The sequence below is a fragment of the Shewanella sp. Scap07 genome (genome assembly GCF_013394145.1).
Lineage (GTDB): Bacteria > Pseudomonadota > Gammaproteobacteria > Enterobacterales > Shewanellaceae > Shewanella > Shewanella waksmanii.
Genome location: NZ_CP041329.1, coordinates 2,705,663 through 2,724,472 on the forward strand (window position 1 = coordinate 2,705,663; position 18,810 = coordinate 2,724,472).

The 18,810-nt window shown below is 44.1% G+C and carries 14 protein-coding genes; 10 read left to right on the forward strand and 4 right to left on the reverse strand.

Annotated elements, in window-relative coordinates; translation table 11 throughout:
• Positions 1 to 19: 19 nt before the first annotated feature.
• Positions 20 to 1,558 carry a LysM peptidoglycan-binding domain-containing protein gene (locus tag FLM48_RS11900; RefSeq protein WP_179024780.1) on the forward strand — a complete coding sequence of 513 codons (1,539 nt, stop codon included), beginning with the start codon at positions 20 to 22 and terminating at the stop codon, positions 1,556 to 1,558.
• A gap of 95 nt (positions 1,559 to 1,653) precedes the next feature.
• Here FLM48_RS11900 and FLM48_RS11905 read toward each other — a convergent pair whose 3' ends face one another.
• Entirely contained in the window at positions 1,654 to 3,480 is a 1,827-nt protein-coding gene (locus tag FLM48_RS11905; RefSeq protein WP_179024781.1) for an AsmA family protein, read from the reverse strand.
• 341 nt (positions 3,481 to 3,821) lie between these two features.
• Between FLM48_RS11905 and FLM48_RS11910 the strand changes: the two genes are divergently transcribed.
• A complete protein-coding gene (locus tag FLM48_RS11910; RefSeq protein ID WP_179024782.1) occupies positions 3,822 to 4,142 on the forward strand; it encodes a hypothetical protein in 321 nt (106 codons plus the stop codon).
• Positions 4,143 to 4,168: 26 nt separating this feature from the next.
• On the opposite strand, the gene FLM48_RS11915 is transcribed toward FLM48_RS11910, so the two are convergent.
• Positions 4,169 to 5,815 (reverse strand): methyl-accepting chemotaxis protein, encoded by a 1,647-nt coding sequence (locus FLM48_RS11915; protein WP_028772681.1) that lies wholly within the window; start codon positions 5,813 to 5,815, stop codon positions 4,169 to 4,171.
• Between the two features lie 183 nt (positions 5,816 to 5,998).
• Between FLM48_RS11915 and FLM48_RS11920 the strand changes: the two genes are divergently transcribed.
• Together FLM48_RS11920 and FLM48_RS11925 are read left to right on the forward strand one after the other, a co-directional pair.
• On the forward strand, positions 5,999 to 6,991 hold the full coding sequence (locus FLM48_RS11920; RefSeq protein ID WP_179024783.1) for an ABC transporter substrate-binding protein: 993 nt from the start codon (positions 5,999 to 6,001) through the stop codon (positions 6,989 to 6,991).
• Positions 6,992 to 6,999: 8 nt separating this feature from the next.
• Positions 7,000 to 8,415, forward strand: a complete 1,416-nt coding sequence (locus FLM48_RS11925; protein WP_179024784.1) for a diguanylate cyclase — start codon at positions 7,000 to 7,002, stop codon at positions 8,413 to 8,415.
• On the opposite strand, the gene msrQ is transcribed toward FLM48_RS11925, so the two are convergent.
• On the reverse strand, positions 8,396 to 9,043 hold the full coding sequence (gene msrQ, locus FLM48_RS11930; protein WP_179024785.1) for a protein-methionine-sulfoxide reductase heme-binding subunit MsrQ: 648 nt from the start codon (positions 9,041 to 9,043) through the stop codon (positions 8,396 to 8,398). The two genes, FLM48_RS11925 and msrQ, sit on opposite strands and share 20 nt — an antisense overlap.
• 13 nt (positions 9,044 to 9,056) lie before the next feature.
• Positions 9,057 to 10,091 carry a protein-methionine-sulfoxide reductase catalytic subunit MsrP gene (gene msrP / locus FLM48_RS11935; RefSeq protein WP_179024786.1) on the reverse strand — a complete coding sequence of 345 codons (1,035 nt, stop codon included), beginning with the start codon at positions 10,089 to 10,091 and terminating at the stop codon, positions 9,057 to 9,059.
• Between the two features lie 173 nt (positions 10,092 to 10,264).
• Between msrP and rmuC the strand changes: the two genes are divergently transcribed.
• From rmuC to FLM48_RS11965, 6 genes are all read left to right on the forward strand, one after another.
• Positions 10,265 to 11,761, forward strand: a complete 1,497-nt coding sequence (rmuC, locus tag FLM48_RS11940) for a DNA recombination protein RmuC (protein WP_179024787.1) — start codon at positions 10,265 to 10,267, stop codon at positions 11,759 to 11,761.
• Between the two features lie 79 nt (positions 11,762 to 11,840).
• Entirely contained in the window at positions 11,841 to 13,748 is a 1,908-nt protein-coding gene (locus FLM48_RS11945) for a transglycosylase SLT domain-containing protein (RefSeq protein ID WP_179024788.1), read from the forward strand.
• Between the two features lie 157 nt (positions 13,749 to 13,905).
• On the forward strand, positions 13,906 to 14,661 hold the full coding sequence (locus FLM48_RS11950) for an EAL domain-containing protein (RefSeq protein WP_179024789.1): 756 nt from the start codon (positions 13,906 to 13,908) through the stop codon (positions 14,659 to 14,661).
• A gap of 173 nt (positions 14,662 to 14,834) precedes the next feature.
• Complete coding sequence (locus tag FLM48_RS11955; RefSeq protein WP_028772675.1) at positions 14,835 to 15,743, forward strand: MoxR family ATPase; 909 nt, start codon at positions 14,835 to 14,837, stop codon at positions 15,741 to 15,743.
• A gap of 8 nt (positions 15,744 to 15,751) precedes the next feature.
• Positions 15,752 to 16,744: a DUF58 domain-containing protein gene (locus FLM48_RS11960; protein ID WP_179024790.1), complete on the forward strand. Its 993-nt coding sequence runs from the start codon at positions 15,752 to 15,754 to the stop codon at positions 16,742 to 16,744.
• Positions 16,741 to 18,771 carry a DUF3488 and transglutaminase-like domain-containing protein gene (locus FLM48_RS11965; protein ID WP_179024791.1) on the forward strand — a complete coding sequence of 677 codons (2,031 nt, stop codon included), beginning with the start codon at positions 16,741 to 16,743 and terminating at the stop codon, positions 18,769 to 18,771. The genes FLM48_RS11960 and FLM48_RS11965 overlap by 4 nt, the downstream gene beginning before the upstream one ends.
• Positions 18,772 to 18,810 lie beyond the last annotated feature (39 nt).

Sequence of the window (18,810 nt, forward strand, 5' to 3'; positions counted from 1 at the left end):
ATATTGAGGAAATTTTTAGATGCGCTTACCTATCTTGGTTATCACAGGAGGAATCCTGCTGCTAAGTGGTTGTCAAACTTCACCCGATTTACCACAAGAACCACAAGCACCGGTAACAATTGCCCCACCTAAACCGCTTCCAGAGGTGGAAATAGAACAACCCATTGCGGTTACTGATGTTTGGCAACGCATCCGTCTAGGGTTGAGCATGCCAGTCCCCGATCAAAAGCTAGTTAATCAATACCGCGATTGGTACATCAAGAACCCACAGCATCTTGCTCGCGTTTCACAACGCGCTACGCCATTCATGTATCTGATTGTTGAGGAAGTAGAGAAACGCAATCTGCCAATTGAATTGGCACTTTTGCCGATTGTCGAAAGTGCCTTTGATCCGTTCGCATACTCACATGGTGCTGCGTCTGGTCTTTGGCAGTTCACTTCTCCTATGGCAAGGCACTTCGGCTTAGAGATGAATTGGTGGTATGACGGTCGCCGTGATGTACCCGCCGCTACAGTAGCCGCCATGGATATGATGGAATATTTATATGACCGCACCGGTGAGAATTGGTTATATGCCATCGCGGCATACAATACTGGCGAAGGCCGGGTTAACAATGCCGTACGTAATAACAAACGTAATGGTAAATCCCACGATTTTTGGTCTTTGCGTTTACCCACCGAAACTCGCCGCTATGTGCCGCAACTGCTGGCATTAGCTGATGTGGTTGCCAATGCAGACAAATATGGTATCGAATTAACCCCAATCGCCAATGAACCACAACTTGAAGTAATCGATATTGGTAGTCAAATAGACTTAGCATTAGCCGCTGAGTTTGCCGGTATGACCACAGATGAACTACATAAAATTAACCCGGGCTACAACCGCTGGGCGACTGCGCCTGATGGTCCGCACAATTTGGTTTTGCCCATCGATAAGGCAGAAAGCTTTAAGCTTGAGTTGGCTAAAACCGATGCTAAGTCTCGCCTTAAATGGCAACGTTACCAAATTCAATCAGGTGATAGCTTAGGTGTTATCGCACGTAAATTTCACACGACCCCCTCTGCGTTGAAAGCGGTTAACGATATTAATGGTAATACAATTATCGCCGGTCGCCACCTGTTAATTCCAGTCGCGGCGCAGGATTTAAGTGACTATAACCTCAGCGCAGAACAACGCTTAGATCAGCACCAAAACCGTCAACGCAAAGGTGTTAAACTTGATTATCAAGTCAAATCGGGTGATTCACTTTGGAAAATCGCTAAGCAACATAAGATTAAGGTAAGCCAACTGGCTAGCTGGAATAATATGGCACCTAGCGATCCACTCAGAGTCGGGCAAAACATGGTAATTTGGACGCAGACTTCCGGTAATGGTCAGGGCGTAACCCGCACCGTAAATTACACTGTGCGTTCAGGCGATTCATTGGCCCGTATCGCTTCAAAATTCAAAGTGCGCGTGGGTGATTTGGTTCGTTGGAATAGTTTAGACAAGCAAAAATATCTGCAACCAGGTCAAAAGCTTAAGCTCTATGTAAATGTCACGGGCAATCGTGTTTAAGCGAGTTTTGGCTTGATGTCCTCGACCATAAAAAAGGTTGCCAATAGGCAACCTTTTTTGTCTCCAAAACAAGCTAAACGATGGTTCAATAACGCTTAGAATCCACCGAGCTTTTTAAACAAGCTATCTTTTAACTTATCTGTTTCTTCTTTGATTTTCGAATCGAGTAAAGCTTGAGTATCTAAAGCAAACTTAGGTTCAGTGAAACTGCCGCTGATAGCAAATGGTATCTCAACACCGTATAGTGCATCACGCTCTCCCCCACCTTGCCCCTCAAGCGATCCCACCACAGAGGTCGTTAGCGCATAATCAATTGTCTCGCTAAGTAAATTAGCATTGCCCTTACCCGTCAAACGGATAAGCGGTGAGGCCATCTCTAAGTCTTGATTATTAAATACGCCTTTAGCAATAGAGAAGCTACCAGTTAGACTGGTAAAATCAGTTTTCTTCTCTTCGGCTTTACTACTCGAAAAGTCGCCACTCATTTTTGCCTGAGCATCACGGATCATTTGCGGAATATTGACTCCGTAAAGCGCACCATCTAGCGCTGCAAACTTGCCTTTGGCGTTAAGGTTTCGTTTAATATTGTCAGTGATTAAACTCTTACCACTCCCAGATAGCTCAAAGTTTGTTTCACCTGCCAACATATCAATTTCAGCCGCATCAACCAGTAAAGGCCTGATTTGTACACCGGTAATTTTTTTGTTGAATTGGTAACTGGCTACTTCATTGCGACCATCAAGTTTCGCTGAGGCTTGCAATTTACCTTCATAAAGCTCGGCAGCTAACTTATCAACGCTCAACACGCCATTTTTCAAATTGGTATTCATCACCCATTTTTCAGTGGTTAAGTTACTGACTTTGACTGATTCTATGGTTAAATCAAACGTGCCATTGACCTGTTTAAGTCCACGAAGATCGGGCTCTGTTTGCGAGCCACCGGTCGGCTGACTCGGCTCTTTACCTTGTGCAGACGTACTGTCTGTACTAGCTAACAATTTGTCCAGGTCAACAGGCCCAACATCCAGCTTAGCGTTAACATTTGGCACTTTGTTTGCGAAGTTAACATCAACTTTACCGCTCGCACTGATATCTGCAGCACTGAATGATTTCAATTCTAGCTTAGCGATTTTCTGAGCAACGTTAACTGACATATCTGTGGTTAAGTTAATCGTCATACTGCCTTGTGGGATCGACTTACCAGTGACACTATTACTCACCTTTAATTCGGTTAGCTCATATTCACTAAAGTCACTGGAAATTTTAACTTGCCCCTCACCTTCGCTGGTAACCAACATATCCGGCAGTTGCCCTTTAAATTGATAACTCAGTTTGGCAAATTCATCTAAAGTAAATTGACTCAATTGGATGCTAGCGAGTTCAAAAGTCTGGGTGACGCCCGTTGCTTGATCAAATGTTTCTACTTGGGTGTTAGTGATATTAATGCCACCAATATCAATAGAGGAAATAGCGATTCCCGATGACTCAGCTGCCGGTGTAGTTGGTTGTGTTTCAACCTGAGCATTGCCGCTATCGGCTAGACCATCAAAAGTGCTGCGGCCATCTTTGTAGGTCGCAAGATTAACAGTCAATCCGTCTAGGCTGATCTCTTCTATTTCTACTTGCTTACTCAATAGTGGCATTAACGCCACACTGGCTACCACTTGGTTCACAGCCAGCATATTTGCTTTATCAAAGCCCTGTGGATTTGACAACGCAATGCCCCCGAGCTTAATTCCAACGGTGGGGAAAAATGTCCACTCCAAATCATCGTTGATTGTAAGTGTCCGACCCGTTTTATCTTTAACCGCATCCACAAGCTGCGGTTTAAAGTCATTGGGGTCAAAAACTAAGGTAAGATAGGCCGCTAGCGACACAAATAGCAGCAACACTGCTACCAAAATCCACTTTACTACTTTCATACTCGAATCCATCCAACAGTTAAATAGCGTGTAATAATCGTAACTTTAACATAAGCATAGCTGTTGAAACACGTGCTGCCTAGGCAAAAATTATGACCATCTCGTGATCGTATCCATCTAGAATACGAGCTGCTAGGTTCTGCCAAGATTAAATAGCTATTTAATTTGGTATCAACGTAGATTTTACCACCATTATTAGTGACTGCTTGATAGCCAAAAAACTAAATTTAATATAGACACCGTTTTTATTTACAAACAATATTGTTTACTGATATATAATTATACAAACAAGCCACATTAATTAACTTTCCTAAGAATTTTATTAAGAGAGCCCAAATATAATGAATAGACAGTATGATGTAGAGCAAGCATTAGTAGCGCTTGACAGCTATGGTAAATATAAAAAGTATGAAGGTTCTTTAGAAAATGCTAGAAACAAGGAGCAGATGGAAAAATATTTACAAACGTTAGATCTTAGCTTGCGCAAAATGCTTATTTTACAAGAGTCAGTTAATGAACTTGTTGAAGATAAAAAACGGTTAATTATTAAGCAGGAGCACATACAAACATATAAGACTAAAGTGATCAATTTGTCTCGTCAGTTTAATATGAGCTACGAAGAAGTTATTCAAGTGATGAAAACCCAATCCCAACAAAATTAACCGCCAGGATTGAGTTATCTTATACACTATACTTTAAAGCTCGATACTAACTGCTCTAGCTGCGATGAACCTTGTTGTATCTGCTCGCTTGAATCGCCTATCTGAACACTTTTTTGCTGGTTCTCTAGTGAGATATCATTGATACGGGTTACATTCATATTTAGCTCAGCTATCACCGCACTTTGCTCTTCGGTCGCGGTTGCGATCTGAATATTCATATCAGATATTTGTCTAATCGATGATTTAATTACATGTAACGCTTCAACCACTTCAGAGGTTTCACTGACCGTTTCACTGGATTGCACTTTAGCTCTCTCAACCGATTTATTCACATTTTCAATAGAATCTCGAATCGCATCAATAATGCCGTTAATCTCTTGTGTAGACTCTTGGGTTCGGCTCGCGAGTGTTCTCACCTCGTCTGCAACGACTGCAAAACCGCGCCCAGCTTCGCCAGCCCTTGCCGCTTCAATAGCTGCATTTAGAGCTAGTAGATTGGTTTGCTCAGCAATACCTACAATCACGTCCAAGATCTGACCTATCTTGGCTGAATTAACTTGCAGTTCTTGAGCAACTTGCGATGTTGTCTCTAGCTCATCAGATAACACATTAATTTTTGATACGGCACCATCAACAACTTGAGTGGTCCGGTCCGCTTCCGTATCTGCGCTGGCCGCACTATCAGCAGCCAACTGTGCGTTTGATGCCACCTCAGACGCCGCCATCGACATTTCGTTAATCGCAGTGGCAACACTCTCGGTTTCTGTTTGCATATTGTCAGTCACTTTGTTGGCCTGGGCCGAAATATCTGCAAGGCCAACAGCAAGACCTCGGCTGTGGCCAACCGAATCGGCAACGGATGCAACAACCGATTGAATTTTCGTAATGAATGCATTGAATCGCTCTGCCACCTCCTTGAGCTCATCAGCCCCATTTTCTTCTAACCTAAGTGTAAGATCGCCCTCACCCCTAGCGATATTTTCAAAGGCATGTATGGTCTGCTGCATTGGCCTAGAAATACTATGGGTGATGAAAAATAGCAGCGCCACAACAGGCAACCAGACAATGGCACCAATAAGTAAGTATTGCCAGGTAAAAGCATATTTTTGCTCATCAATATCATCAACATAAATACCTGTACCCGTGATCCAGCCCCATGGTTCGAAGCGTTTAACCACACTCATCTTTGGACTTGGCTCAGATGCATCAGGGCGGTTCCACATATATTCAACTTTAGTCCGCTCACTATTAGCCGTACCGGTAACCATCTCTTGGAATAACCTTACACCATTAGGATCTTTCATCCCTAATACGTTGGTATTAACTAATTTTTTGGCAAAAGCATGCTGGACCATCACCCCTTGTCGGTCAATGGTCCAGTAATACTCCTTGCCGGCATAACGCAGTTTATCCAGCGCCGCGATTGCGCCAGCTTTGGCTTGCTCTTCACTCAGCAGTCCTTGTTGTGATTGCTCATAAAACCCTGCTATCACCTTCTCGCCTACATCAGCCAATGAGGATAACTTGGCCTCTTTCTCTTCCATCAGTAACTGCTCAATAGAGATCAATGCAAAAATAAACATTAATGCTGTAGCTAGAATAGACAGGCCCAGCATCAAAAACAGACGACTCGATATTTTAATCTTTCTAAACAGATTGTTAATTGAATCCATGGCTAGCCTCTTTCTAAAGAGTTTTTATAGTTAATGTTATAAACCTTGTTCATGGAGCGGTTTTTGTCAAAGTCATCAGCAATTAAAACGACAACTTTATGGTTATTTTTCCACCAAACTTAAGCAGTTCAGCATTAATCCACTATATTTATAAGGTTAATGGTAAAACAGAAACTCAACTGGATGAATTCAACCTTAGTAAAAGGCGTAATGATCATGGCTGCCGTAGCCGTTGGTTATCTGCTGATGGCGACCAAGGAAGCTGCCCAAGTCAATGAGCAACAGACTATTCGTATGGCTATATCGACCACGCCCTTGTCTGCACCGATTATTATTGCTCAAGAGCTGGATTATTTTACTGAGCAGAATATCTACGTAGAGCTGCAACCACTTCGCGGCGGCCACCTCTGTTTTGAAGCCTTAATGAAAGGCGATGCTGATCTCGCAACGAGTTCCGAGTCAGTTGTGATGTTTAATAGCTTTCGTCGCAGTGACTTTCGAATTATTTCCAGTTTTGTCGAGTCCGACAATGACATCAAATTGCTATCGCTCACCACAAGTGAGTTATCCACGCCACAACAGTTGCGGGGAAAGCGCATTGGTATGGTGCAATCAAGCGCCAGTGAGTTTTTTTTGTATGCCTACTTGATTATGACGGGCCATGCAGATTTATCCATTAAACCGGTTTATATGGCTCCACAAGATTTAGGCCCAGCACTATTAGCTGGCGAAGTTGACGCGATATCTATTTGGGAGCCCTACGGCTATCGCCTGCATAAAGCCTATGGCGAAAAGATTGCCAGCCTTAATAGTAAAGGCAGTTATAACCTGAGTTTTAATCTCATCGCCAATACTCACAATAATCTTAGCGACGAGCAATTAGTGTCTATTCTCACCGCATTAAGAAAAGCTAGCCAATATATCGCTAGCTCTCCAGAACAAGCTAAACAGCTGGTTAGCGACTACCTTAATATCTCACCAAAACAGCTTGATTGGGGCTGGGAAGATTATATTTTTAGACTATCACTTAATAATTCATTAATTGCTAACCTGCAAACCCAAGCGCGGTGGGCTAAAGCAGCCAACTTAGTCGATGCCAAACAATTGCCAGACTATAGACTGTTAATTGACGACAAATATTTAACTCAAGCTCTTTTAAATAACCGCGACCACTAGTTATCAACATGAATATTAAAAGCCAGATATTAACGCAACTTATTCTCGCAATTTTATTAGTGGTAATGATCAGTATTAACCTGTTTGGCTTAAAAGAGGTGCAAACTTATAGCTATGACAAACTCCAAAACGTCCTAGAGATCGAGCAATCTATCGCTAACCTCAAAGGCAAACTCTGGTTACTGCAGAAATACCAAGACACGGCGGCGCGTATTCAGGCAGATGAAGCGCGTAATCAACTCGGACAATTACTGCAAGCTTTAAAGCTTGAAAGACCTCAAGAGCAAATGCTTATAAACAATATAAAACGCCTTAATAGCACGCTAAATAGTCTACTGCGCTTAGCTGAGACCGCCCCCTCCACCAACAATGACACCAGCATTTTGTCAGCAACGGGTATGTTAACCGCCAGACTAAATACCACCATGCTATCAATGGGAGAAGAGCTGACTCAGTTACAACAACTTGTGATTGGCAATGCCCAATCGACCCAAAATAAACTACTCTATATCGTTGGCTCAACGCTGCTGATTATCGCCTTGTTGGTGATTTCATTTAATTTGTTTACCTTAAGCCGCTTAAGGGCTGGCCAACGCATATTCACTGACGAATTCAAGAAAATGGCTAAGGGCGATTTAGACAGTCAAGTTCATATCAGCCACAACAACGAGTTTAAAACCCTAGGGCAACATTACAACCAGATGAAACGCTCATTGGCGACTATCACTCAACGCAAAGAAGCACTTGCAAACGAGGTTGAAGCCCAAGCAAAAGCCTTAAAATCGCAGCACCTCAAGTTACAACATCTTGCAGAACATGATGATTTGACCGGACTATTAAACCGAAGAGCCTTTGAAAGCCTCGCCGACAAGACTTTGAGCCGATGTAGACGGCACCATCAAGGGTTGGCGCTACTGTTTATTGATATCGATAAATTCAAACAGATAAATGATGTCTATGGCCACGGCGCTGGTGACGATATGCTAAAAGCTCTTGCTCGTAGCATCACCGCCATGACAAGACAGGCTGATATTTGCTGCCGGCTTGGCGGTGATGAATTTATTATCTGTATCGAGCCGATTAAAGATCCAAATGAAACATTAGTGATTGTTGAAAAACTATTTAGCCAAATTGATTTATATAATCAGCAAAATCAACATAAAAACGCGCTTCGCGGCCAGCATAGCGCAGAGCAAAACCCTGACAAGGTTGAACAACATCAACTGCAGATCAGTGTCGGCATCAGTTGTTTTCCCCATAACGGCGACAGCTTGCCACTGTTAGTTAAAACGGCAGACCACGCAATGTATCGCGCCAAAAAGGCGCAAGGTAACAGTTTTTATATAGCCGATAGCAGTCCAAACTTAGTCAGCGCCGACCAAACAACTCACCTCAGCAAAAAACCTAAGCGCCTATCTTCTTAGCCGCTGCCCGCCCAGAAAAGTGTGCGCTTTTTCTTTGTCTTTTAGGCGACTTAACCCAACGCCAGATCAGCAAGCCCGCTAGTATTAAGATATACACAATCGGCTCAATGATTTCTGACTTTACCGACCAGTAAAAATGCACCGGCACTGCCAATGCCAATAAATAGATACTATTGTGCAATTGTTGCCAACGACGACCCATCTTACGGCGAACTTTGGCAAAAGACGTGATTGCTAACAAAGCTAACAATAAAAAACAAACCGCACCGAGCAAGATATAAGGACGCTTAATCACTTCTTGAATAAGCAGATCCCAAGCAAATAGCAGATCAAAAGCAAAAAATGACATCACATGTAAGCAAGCGTAAAAGAATACGTATAAACCTAACAAGCGACGCGTTTGCATCAATGCGCTAAAGCGCAGCGCTTTGGCCAGCGGGCTAACTAGCATGACAGCCACTAAGCTGTTGAGCGCCCCCATGCCGGTATAATGAATAATATACTGCGCCGGATCGCCACCCGCTTTATCTGCCAAAACTAGCAAGGTTAAATAGACTATCGGTAAAATAGCGAGCAGGTGAAACACCGCCTTCATCAGTAATAACTGTTTTGAGCTCAATCTCAACATCCACTCCCTCGCATTAATAATTACGGCGTAAATCTAAGCCAGAATACAAAGATGCCACTTCCTCTTGGTAACCATTGAACGGCAAGGTTGCAATACGTTTGGCCGAGAACAAGCCTCCTTCGCCAATGCGGCGTTCAGACGCTTGTGACCACCGTGGATGATCAACTTCAGGATTAACATTGGCGTAAAAGCCATACTCTTGAGGCGCCAATTGATTCCAGCTAGTGGGCGGCTGCTTATCCAATACCCGAATTCGCACAATGGATTTAATACTCTTGAATCCATATTTCCACGGCACAACCAAACGAATAGGGGCACCGTTCTGCGCGGGCAAGGTTTTGCCATACAAGCCCACCGCTAAAAAGCTTAAGTCATTCATCGCTTCCGCCAGTGTTAGCCCCTCAACATAGGGATAATGTATTCCGCCGCCCATAAGGCGGCTTTTCTGGCCGGGCATTTGTTCAGGATCATAAAGGGTTTCAAAAGCGATATGGCTTGCTGAGCTTTTCACCCCTGCGAGTTTAAGCAACGAACCTAAGCTAAATCCGACCCAAGGGATCACCATAGACCACGCTTCAACACAGCGTAAGCGGTAGATTCGCTCTTCCAATGGTAAAATACCGGTTAAATCATCAAAGTTTAACGTAATGGGCTTATCCACTAAGCCATCAATCTTTAGCTGCCAGGGGTTAACGTTAAAGCCCTGGGCGTTATCGAGTGGATCGGTTTTACTGGTGCCAAACTCATAAAAATTATTATGACTAATAACCTTGCTCTCAGGGGTCAATAGTTCATTGACTTCAAAACGACTGTTCTTACTGAAATCAAGCTTTTTGGTCACAAAAGGGTCTTGAGCTTTAGATTCACCAAAAAGATCAAACAATCCTGCTTGCACTTGACCTGGTAATGATGCACCCACAGCACCTAGGCCTAACGCTTTAATGATGGCACGCCTGTCATTAAATACTGCCTCTGGGGTCACCTGATTTTCTCTGATTGACCAGCGTGGCTTTTGTAAAATACCGCGTTTAAAATTTGATGCTGCCATTACTGCCGCCCTCATAAATTGTCATTCTTATTGATAGGATCGGACTTTAGCCAAAATTATTTCATTGTTTTTTAAACAAATGCTTAAAGGTTATTCATACGGGGATTAAACACTTGAAGATCACCTTGTTGCATGCCAATCTTACTGCACTTTTTCTTAGAGAGTCCGACTTCATGGCATTTGACCTCGCATTCACAGCACCACAGATTGCCGCATTCGCGGGAATCGCATTTCTAGGCTTATTAATTGGTGCATTACTGAACCAAAAACTCACCCGCCATCGTTGGCAACAAGTGCGCACCGAACTTGAGCAACTCCATTCTGATACGGTGGCAGAATTAGCGCAACAGATGGACACCCAAGACGCACACATTGACACTCTCACCAACGACAAGCAAAAGCTATCCGATAAGCTTGAACAGCAGCTCACGTTATTAGGCATGGCGCAACAGCAAGCCAATCGCACTGAAACATTAGAACAGCAGTTAGCTGATGCCCAGCGCAAACAGATTGAAACTCAACTAGCACTGTCAAAATCTCACGCGATGGCGCAGACCCAACAAGCAACGTTTAATGTTGAGCAACAAGCTTTAGAAGAAAAAGTGGCCCACTTGAAAGAATCTGAGCAACGATTGACTACTCAGTTTGAAAACTTGGCCAACCGTATATTTGATGATAAAAGTGAAAAGCTCAGCGTGCAGAGCCAAGCACAATTAGACAAGGTGTTGGCACCATTTAAGCAGCAAATTGAAGGATTTAGAAAACAAGTTCAAGAGTCCTACACCGTAGAGCAATCTCAGCGCAGCGCTTTTACCCATCAATTAGAGTCACTCAAAGCGCTCAATTTACAAATGAGCCAAGATGCGACAAATCTGACGAAAGCCTTAAAAGGTGACAACAAGCAGCAAGGAAACTGGGGCGAAGTCATTTTAGAGCGAGTGCTACAAGAAAGTGGCCTGCGAGAAGGCCATGAATACCGAACTCAAACCGACTTAAAATCAGATAACGGCAAACGCTTTAAGCCCGATGTGATTGTACATTTACCCGAAAATAAAGACGTGGTTATTGATGCAAAAATGTCACTGCTGGCTTATGAACGCTATTTTAACAGTGATGATGAGGCAGAAAAGTCAGCTGCAATAAGCGAGCACTGCCAATCAATTCGTAATCATATTAAAGGTTTAGGGCTTAAAGATTACCAACAATTACATGGGCTCAACAGCCTAGATTATGTATTGATGTTCATTCCACTGGAGCCCGCGTTTTTACTCGCCCTTGAACACGACCCCAGCATTATCAACTTTGCCCTTGAAAAGAACATTATGTTGGTTAGCCCAACTAATTTACTGGTCGCGCTGCGCACCATCAATAACATTTGGCGTTATGAATACCAAAATCAGAACGCACAACATATCGCCAAACAGGCCGCAAAGATATACGATAAGCTGTGCGGCTATATAGACGATATGGAAAAGGTGGGCCGCGCGATAGATAGTGCAGACAAAAGCTACCAAAACGCAATGAAGAAGCTCGCTAGCGGTAAAGGTAACTTAGTCAGGCAAGCACACCAAATGCAGCAATTGGGCGTCGCCACCAGTAAACAAATTGAGCCAATCATGCTCGATACAGCACTCGATGAAACATTAGATGAAACGCTAGATGACAAATAGTCCGCTAAGCCAAAAGTGTCAGCAAGGATGCACATTTTAGCTTAGGCCATTAAATCCATTGATAGCAACAGAGGTAGTAATGCGCAAGGTGTTGTTTGCCCCCATCAATGTACTGTTGATCATCAGTTGCCTGCTAATGAGCAATCAAGTGGTCGCCCAGCCATTAACAGAGCAACAACAGCGCTATCTTGATGCCAGAAAAGCATTAGATAAGCGCCAACTTACGACTTATCAATCATTGCGAAAACAACTCAATGATTATCCTTTGGTGCCCTATTTAGACTTTCATGCTGATATCGATAAGATTTTGAAAATGGACGGCGAACAAGCCGCCCAGGCCATTGAACAATTTAGACACACACCACTGTATAACAGCGCACGCTACCGATACTTAAAACGCGCCGGTAGCCAGCGGCGCTGGCAAGACTTCCTAGCGATAAGCCCACAGGCGCCGAATAATAAGGTGCTGCAGTGTTATTACTATCGTGCTCAGGTCAGCAGGGAACCGCAAATTGCCTATGCTGGCGCGGAAAAACTGTGGCTCCACGGGCGCTCACAACCTAAAGAGTGTGACCCGCTATTTAAACAGTGGGAAAAAGCAGGCTTACGCTCACAAGAGCTGATTTGGTCAAGAATGCTGCTAGCTTTTAATGCCGGTCAAACTAGCCTGCTTAAGTATCTAAGCCGCAAGATCACTCGTCATCAAGATCAGGCTAAGCGTTTGCTTGCAGTCTATAAAGACCCTCGTAGCCTGAGACATAAGAGCCGGTTTACTAAACAGGCTAAAATCAATGGCGACATAGTCGATGCTGGCCTTAGACGTTTAGCCAAAAAGGATGTGGTCAAAGCGGTCACGTTATTTGCCGATTACCAAAAAGCAGACCGATTTACCGACTACCAAGGACGCCAGCTTGGGCGTCACTTAATTCGCCGTGCCATTATCAAACAAGAAATGGGCTTGCAAAGCCTTGTCGATGAAATGTTGCCGCTGCTCGATTCCGATGATTTAGTCATTTTACGGATTCGCTGGGCACTGCGGCAAAATGAACTCCAGCAAGTGCCGCAGTTTTTAGCCTTGCTCAGTGATGATAATCGCCATAAAGCACGCTGGCAGTATTGGTCACACCGACTTACTGAGCAACCTCAGGATCTTAGCAATTTAAGCACACAGCGAAACTTCTACGGATTTACTGCCGCTTACTTAACTGAGCAGCCCTTCAATATGGGCCATCAAGCAACGGAATCCGATCCACAAATTCAAGCGAAATTGAAAAATGATAAAGGACTGAGCCGAGTCACTGAGCTAATGGCCATCGACAAAACCATTGATGCCCGCGCAGAATGGTTAATGCTATTAGGCCGCCATGATAAAAGCATTCAAGCACAATATGGCGCTTTGGCGGTCTCCAACCAATGGCATGATCTTGCTGTTCAAGCCAGCATAAAAGCCGGCGCCTGGAACGATATGACCATGCGCTTCCCTTTTGTTGAATCGCCACTATTCACCCAAGCAGCCGACCAACGCCAAGTAGACGTTGATGATTTACGCGCTATCGCACGCCGCGAGAGTGCTTATTATCCTTACGCCACATCGGGCGTAGGCGCCAGAGGGCTAATGCAACTCATGCCTGGCACTGCCAAAGATACCGCCAAACGTTATAAACTTAATTACCAAGGTCAGCGTAGCTTGTATCAAGCCCAGATCAATATCCCGCTCGGCAGCGCCTACTACGCCCATCTACTCAAGCAATTTGATGGTAACCGTGTGTTAGCCGCCGCAGCCTACAATGCCGGGCCGCATCGGGTAAAATCTTGGCTTAAAAAATCGGATGGCCAATTAGATGTAATGACTTTTATCGAGTCAATCCCATTTACGGAAACACGGGAATATGTACAAGCCTTACTCAGTTATCGAGTGATATACCAATTAAAACAACAAAAGCAGCCACAACTATTTAGCGAAGAAGAATGGAACAGAAAGTACTAGTTTGTTACCAAAAGGCAGATATATCATATGGTAAAAACGGCTAAATAAGTAGAATATTTAGCCACTTAAATCAGATATTAAAAGAAGAGTATTAACTTAATAGATAACCTGATATAAATGTTAATAATTCTCAATAACATCTAGATATTGGCAAGCAATGCTTAATTTACTTTCTCTGAGTATGGGATGTGAATACCAGCCTTTGGTTTTCACTGCAACGCAACAAATCGCTGGATATGAAGCACTATCTCGTTTTTATGACCAACAGGGAGTCCCTACCCCGCCGAATCAAATCTTTGAGCAACTTCATAGCCAAGACGAGCAACTCGCTAAAGTGGAGTACCACGCCAAATTACTACAAATCGAGCAGAGCAAACCCAAACTGCCGCTATTTCTTAACATCGACCCCCATGCGTTAGACACAGACAATACGCCGGCAATGCTTGCATTGCTTAGCAGCAGAGAAGCCACTACCGTTGAGATTATTGAGAACACTTGCATCAGTGATGCTCGGCGCTCAGAAAAACTGGTGGCGCAACTAAAGAAACAACAAATAGGTGTCGCACTTGATGACATAGGTGCACCACACTCTATGCTATCACTGCAACTGCTGAGCCTAGTCGATTGCCTTAAATTTGATATCAGTTGGTTGCAACTACTCGATAAACCAGAACAGCGACAACTGTTCATCGCTTTACTCAACTACGCTAAAGCCAGTCATAAACAAACAGTGCTAGAAGGCGTCGAAACCCACAAACAACTGCAAATGGCTTGTGAATTAGGGGTAGATTTAGTACAAGGTTTTCTATTTAAACCCTGGTTTATTCAGCCACAGTCTAGACTAGCATTAAAAAAAATCCTCAATGAAAATATTGCCGTACCCCAGGCGGTAAACTTGTGCTCTGTTAGCTGAATATTAGTGGATCATTTGATTGTTATATCGCATAGTAAAATGAGTAATTAAAATTCATTGCCAATTAACAGGCTGATTAATTCAGCTACACAATGAATTCACGCTCAAATACTCGCCATTGAACACGAGTAACCAGCTAAGATTTATTGTTGTAATCAATGCTAGGAACATGGATGACTCATACTGCTTTAACAACTTTATTCGAGCAACTCACCACAGTTTTAATCGGTAAACCGCAGCAAATAAAGCTTGCAGTGAGCTGCATTTTGGCTAAGGGCCACTTGCTAATTGAAGATCTACCGGGAATGGGGAAAACCAGCCTATCACACGGATTAGCGCAAAGCTTAGGTCTGAGTTATCAACGAATTCAGTTTACCAGTGATATGCTACCTGCCGATATTTTAGGGGTATCGATTTTTGACAAAAATCAGTCCGAATTTGTTTTTCACCCCGGTCCTATTTTCAAACAGATGATCCTAAGTGACGAGATAAATCGCGCTAGCCCCAAAACCCAATCAGCACTGTTAGAGGCAATGGCTGAGCAACAAATTACCGTAGATGGCGTCACCCATTACCTGCCGTCACCTTTCTTTGTTATCGCCACCCAGAATCCGGTCGAACAATCGGGGACTTTTCCACTGCCTGAGTCTCAGCTCGACCGATTTATGATGCGCTTATCTATTGGTTACCCCAGTAAAGAAGCTGAATTTGCCATGTTACGTGGTAAAAGCAACCCGCCTAATAAGCCATTACCGCAGTGTATCACCCCCATGGCCTTAAGCGAGATGCAGCAACAAGTGGAACAAATATCAGTTTCTGATGCACTACTGCACTATGTTTTAGCTCTGGTTGAAGGCTCAAGAAATTTAGATGAGGGCTATGGGTTATCGCCGCGGGCTAGTAAAGCACTGCTGCAGGCCACGAAAGCTTGGGCCTATATTGAAGGCCGTACCTACGCGGTACCTGAAGATGTCCAGGCGGTCTTTTCAGCCGTAGCAGAGCATCGTATCCGCCACACGAGTCAACAACAAGGCGAGGCCCTGTCGATGACCTTGCTTAACAGTATCAATCCTATTTTGTAGTGACGCTGATGGCGATAACCACCAACAAGCAATCTAAGTTGAATCAATGGTTTCGTCACTGGCTGGCGCGGCGTTTACCTGCATCAAAGAGCATCACTCTCGCCCATAAGAGTATTTTCATTTTACCCACGGGTTTTGGTGTCATCTGGTTAATGCTAGTGGTACTGCTGTTTATATTTGGTACTAATTATCAAAACAACCTAATTATTGGCTTAGCCTTTTTGCTCCTAAGCGTATTTAATACCTGCATTATTTATAGCTATCGCAATCTCGCTGGCATTCACTTTACCGCCAAACCTAGCCCGCAAAATTATGCGGGTGAAAAACTACTTTATGCCATAGAGGTTTCGGCGAAATACCCACAATTTGATTTACAAGTAAACTACCCAGAAAACACGACAGTTACCCTATCAGAGGTTAATGCCACCACCATGCAAACCTTGGTGCCTTTGGCAAATGAGAAGCGCGGTTATGTGCACCCCGGCAGGCTGAAAGTTTGTTCTCGCTATCCATTGGGTTTATGCCGAACCTGGTCTCATTTAGATCTAGATAATCAACAAATTGTTTTCCCAAAACCCATTAAAACCGAAGCAAGTCTGCGTGCATTAGATGAAGAAAGCCAACAAAGTGAGAAGCTGCAAGGCAAACAAATCATAGGCGTTGATGAATACCATGGTTTGAAAGAGTATGTGGTTGGGGAATCCCTCAGGCAAGTCGCATGGAAACAATGGGCACAAGGTAAAGGCATGTTGACTAAGCAATTTCAACAACCTCAAGGCGCCCCATTATGGCTGGCATTAACAACCGACACCAGCAAAGATATTGAAACACAACTCGGAGAGTTAACTTGGTGTGTCGACCAACTAAGCCGTAAGAAGCAGATATTTGGCTTAAAACTAACAGCGCAGACAATTAACCCTGATAGCGGCGAAAATCACCGCCTACGATGTTTAACCGCCTTAGCGACCTACGGTCAACAATCAAGCGGCGGTGCGTCATGAAGATGCAACAGGAACTGATCACCCGTAACAGTCAACTGCTGTTATTAATTGTTAATATAGCCGTACTTAGCCCGCTATATGGCGAGATGACCCCTTGGAGTCTGGCAATTTGCGGCATCTGTTTTTTATGGCAGCTTGGCATCTATTTGGGCAAAGTGGCCAAGCCACCTAAATATTTAGTCACCATACTCGCCCTAGGCTCGGCATCAACTTTAATTCTGGTCAGCAGCCAAATCGGTATGCTCGATACCTTAATCAATTTACTGACGCTAGGTTACGCGCTTAAGTTCATTGAAATGCGGCAACGCCGCGATGTCCGAGTGGTGGTGTTGGTCGGCTATTTTTTGATTGCGATGACATTTGTTGAGAAGCAAAGCCTGTGGTTTGCACTGCACTTAACCTTTGTGACTGGCATTAACACCGCTGTTTTGGTCAGCTTATACCGCGCTAACTCATCGGTAAAACCCGCAACTAAGCTTGGGTTTAAGATCATATTACAAAGTATTCCAGTCGCCATTTTACTGTTTATCGTCCTGCCGCGTTTGCCACCCATTTGGATGGTGCCTAAACTCAACACCGCTACCACTGGGCTATCTGACCAAGTCGCATTTGGCAATATTGAGGAGCTAACACGCTCTGCTAAGCTGGCATTTAGGGTAACCTTCGACGGCCAACGCCCCAGCAATGCCGAGCTTTATTGGCGCGCCATCGTGTTAGAAAATTATGATGGCGCCACGTGGACTCAAGACACGAGTATCAAATCGCTGCAAGATGCCGCAATGTACGGTAATAACTACCGTAAGGCTCCTCAAGGAGACTTCCTAAGCTACAGTATCATCGCGGAACCCAGTAAACAGCATTGGCTCTATGGCTTAGATGTCGCTTACAGTGACAATAGTCAAATCATTAACATGCCTGACTACCGGCTGTACAATTTCCAATCCGTCGATCAGAAATTTCAGTACGCAGTCCGTAGTTATCCAGCATTAACAATGGACGCTTCACTGCCTAAGCCTGTAAGACAAACCAACCTTGCACTGCCAGAGTCAAGTAACCCGCGAACTTGGCAGTTAGCTCAGCAGTTTAAAGACAACTATCCTAAGCCAGCTGAGCGTATCGATGCCATGATGGCCATGTTCAATCAACAACAATATTTTTATACCTTGCGTCCCCCTGCCGTCGGCCCCCAGCAGATAGATGACTTTTTATTGGAAAATAAAGCCGGATTTTGTGTCCATTACGCCAGTGCGCTGACTTTTATGGCCCGTGCCACGGGTATTCCTGCCCGCATGGTCACTGGCTATCAAGGCGGCGAGTATAACCGCAGTGCGGGTTATGTAAGCGTGTACCAATATATGGCTCACGCTTGGGTTGAGGTTTGGCTGCAAGACAAAGGTTGGGTGCGAGTTGACCCAACGGCAATGATCGCCCCAGAGCGAGTAGAAGATGGCTTTGATGCGTTTTTTAATCCTCAGGAAAGTTACTTACTTGATAGTCCCTTTACCCCACTACGTTTAAGGCAGTTTCCGTTGCTGGACAATCTGCGTATGTCTTTGGCAAGCATTGATTATTATTGGAGCAAATGGGTACTAGGCTTTGACAATGACGCCCAGCAGCAACTATTAAAAGACCTGCTCGGTAATATAACCCCTGTGAAACTAGCACTATTTATCTTAGCGGTCATCGGTTTTACCGGGCTCATCATTGCCTATAACATTGGCTTAATCAATTTTACCCGTAGTAAAGACCCAGTCACGCAGCGTTATACTCAAATCTGCAATATGCTGCAAAAACGTGGTTTGCCGCGACAAACCAGTGAAGCGCCCAACCAATATATGCAACGTGTCGCGCAAACAATGCCTAGTTTAGCCAGCCCACTGTCTGAATTTACTCAAACTTACACGGCGCTTAAATATAAACCTTTATCCGCCAATGCCCGCAAGCACTTAAGCCAGCGTTTAAAAAAGCAACACCGACTCCTCAAATTAGCCATAGTTAAGAGTAAGTCTGTCGCTAAAAACGATTAATATGCCATTGTAGATTGCAACAGAACGCCGCAATAATCA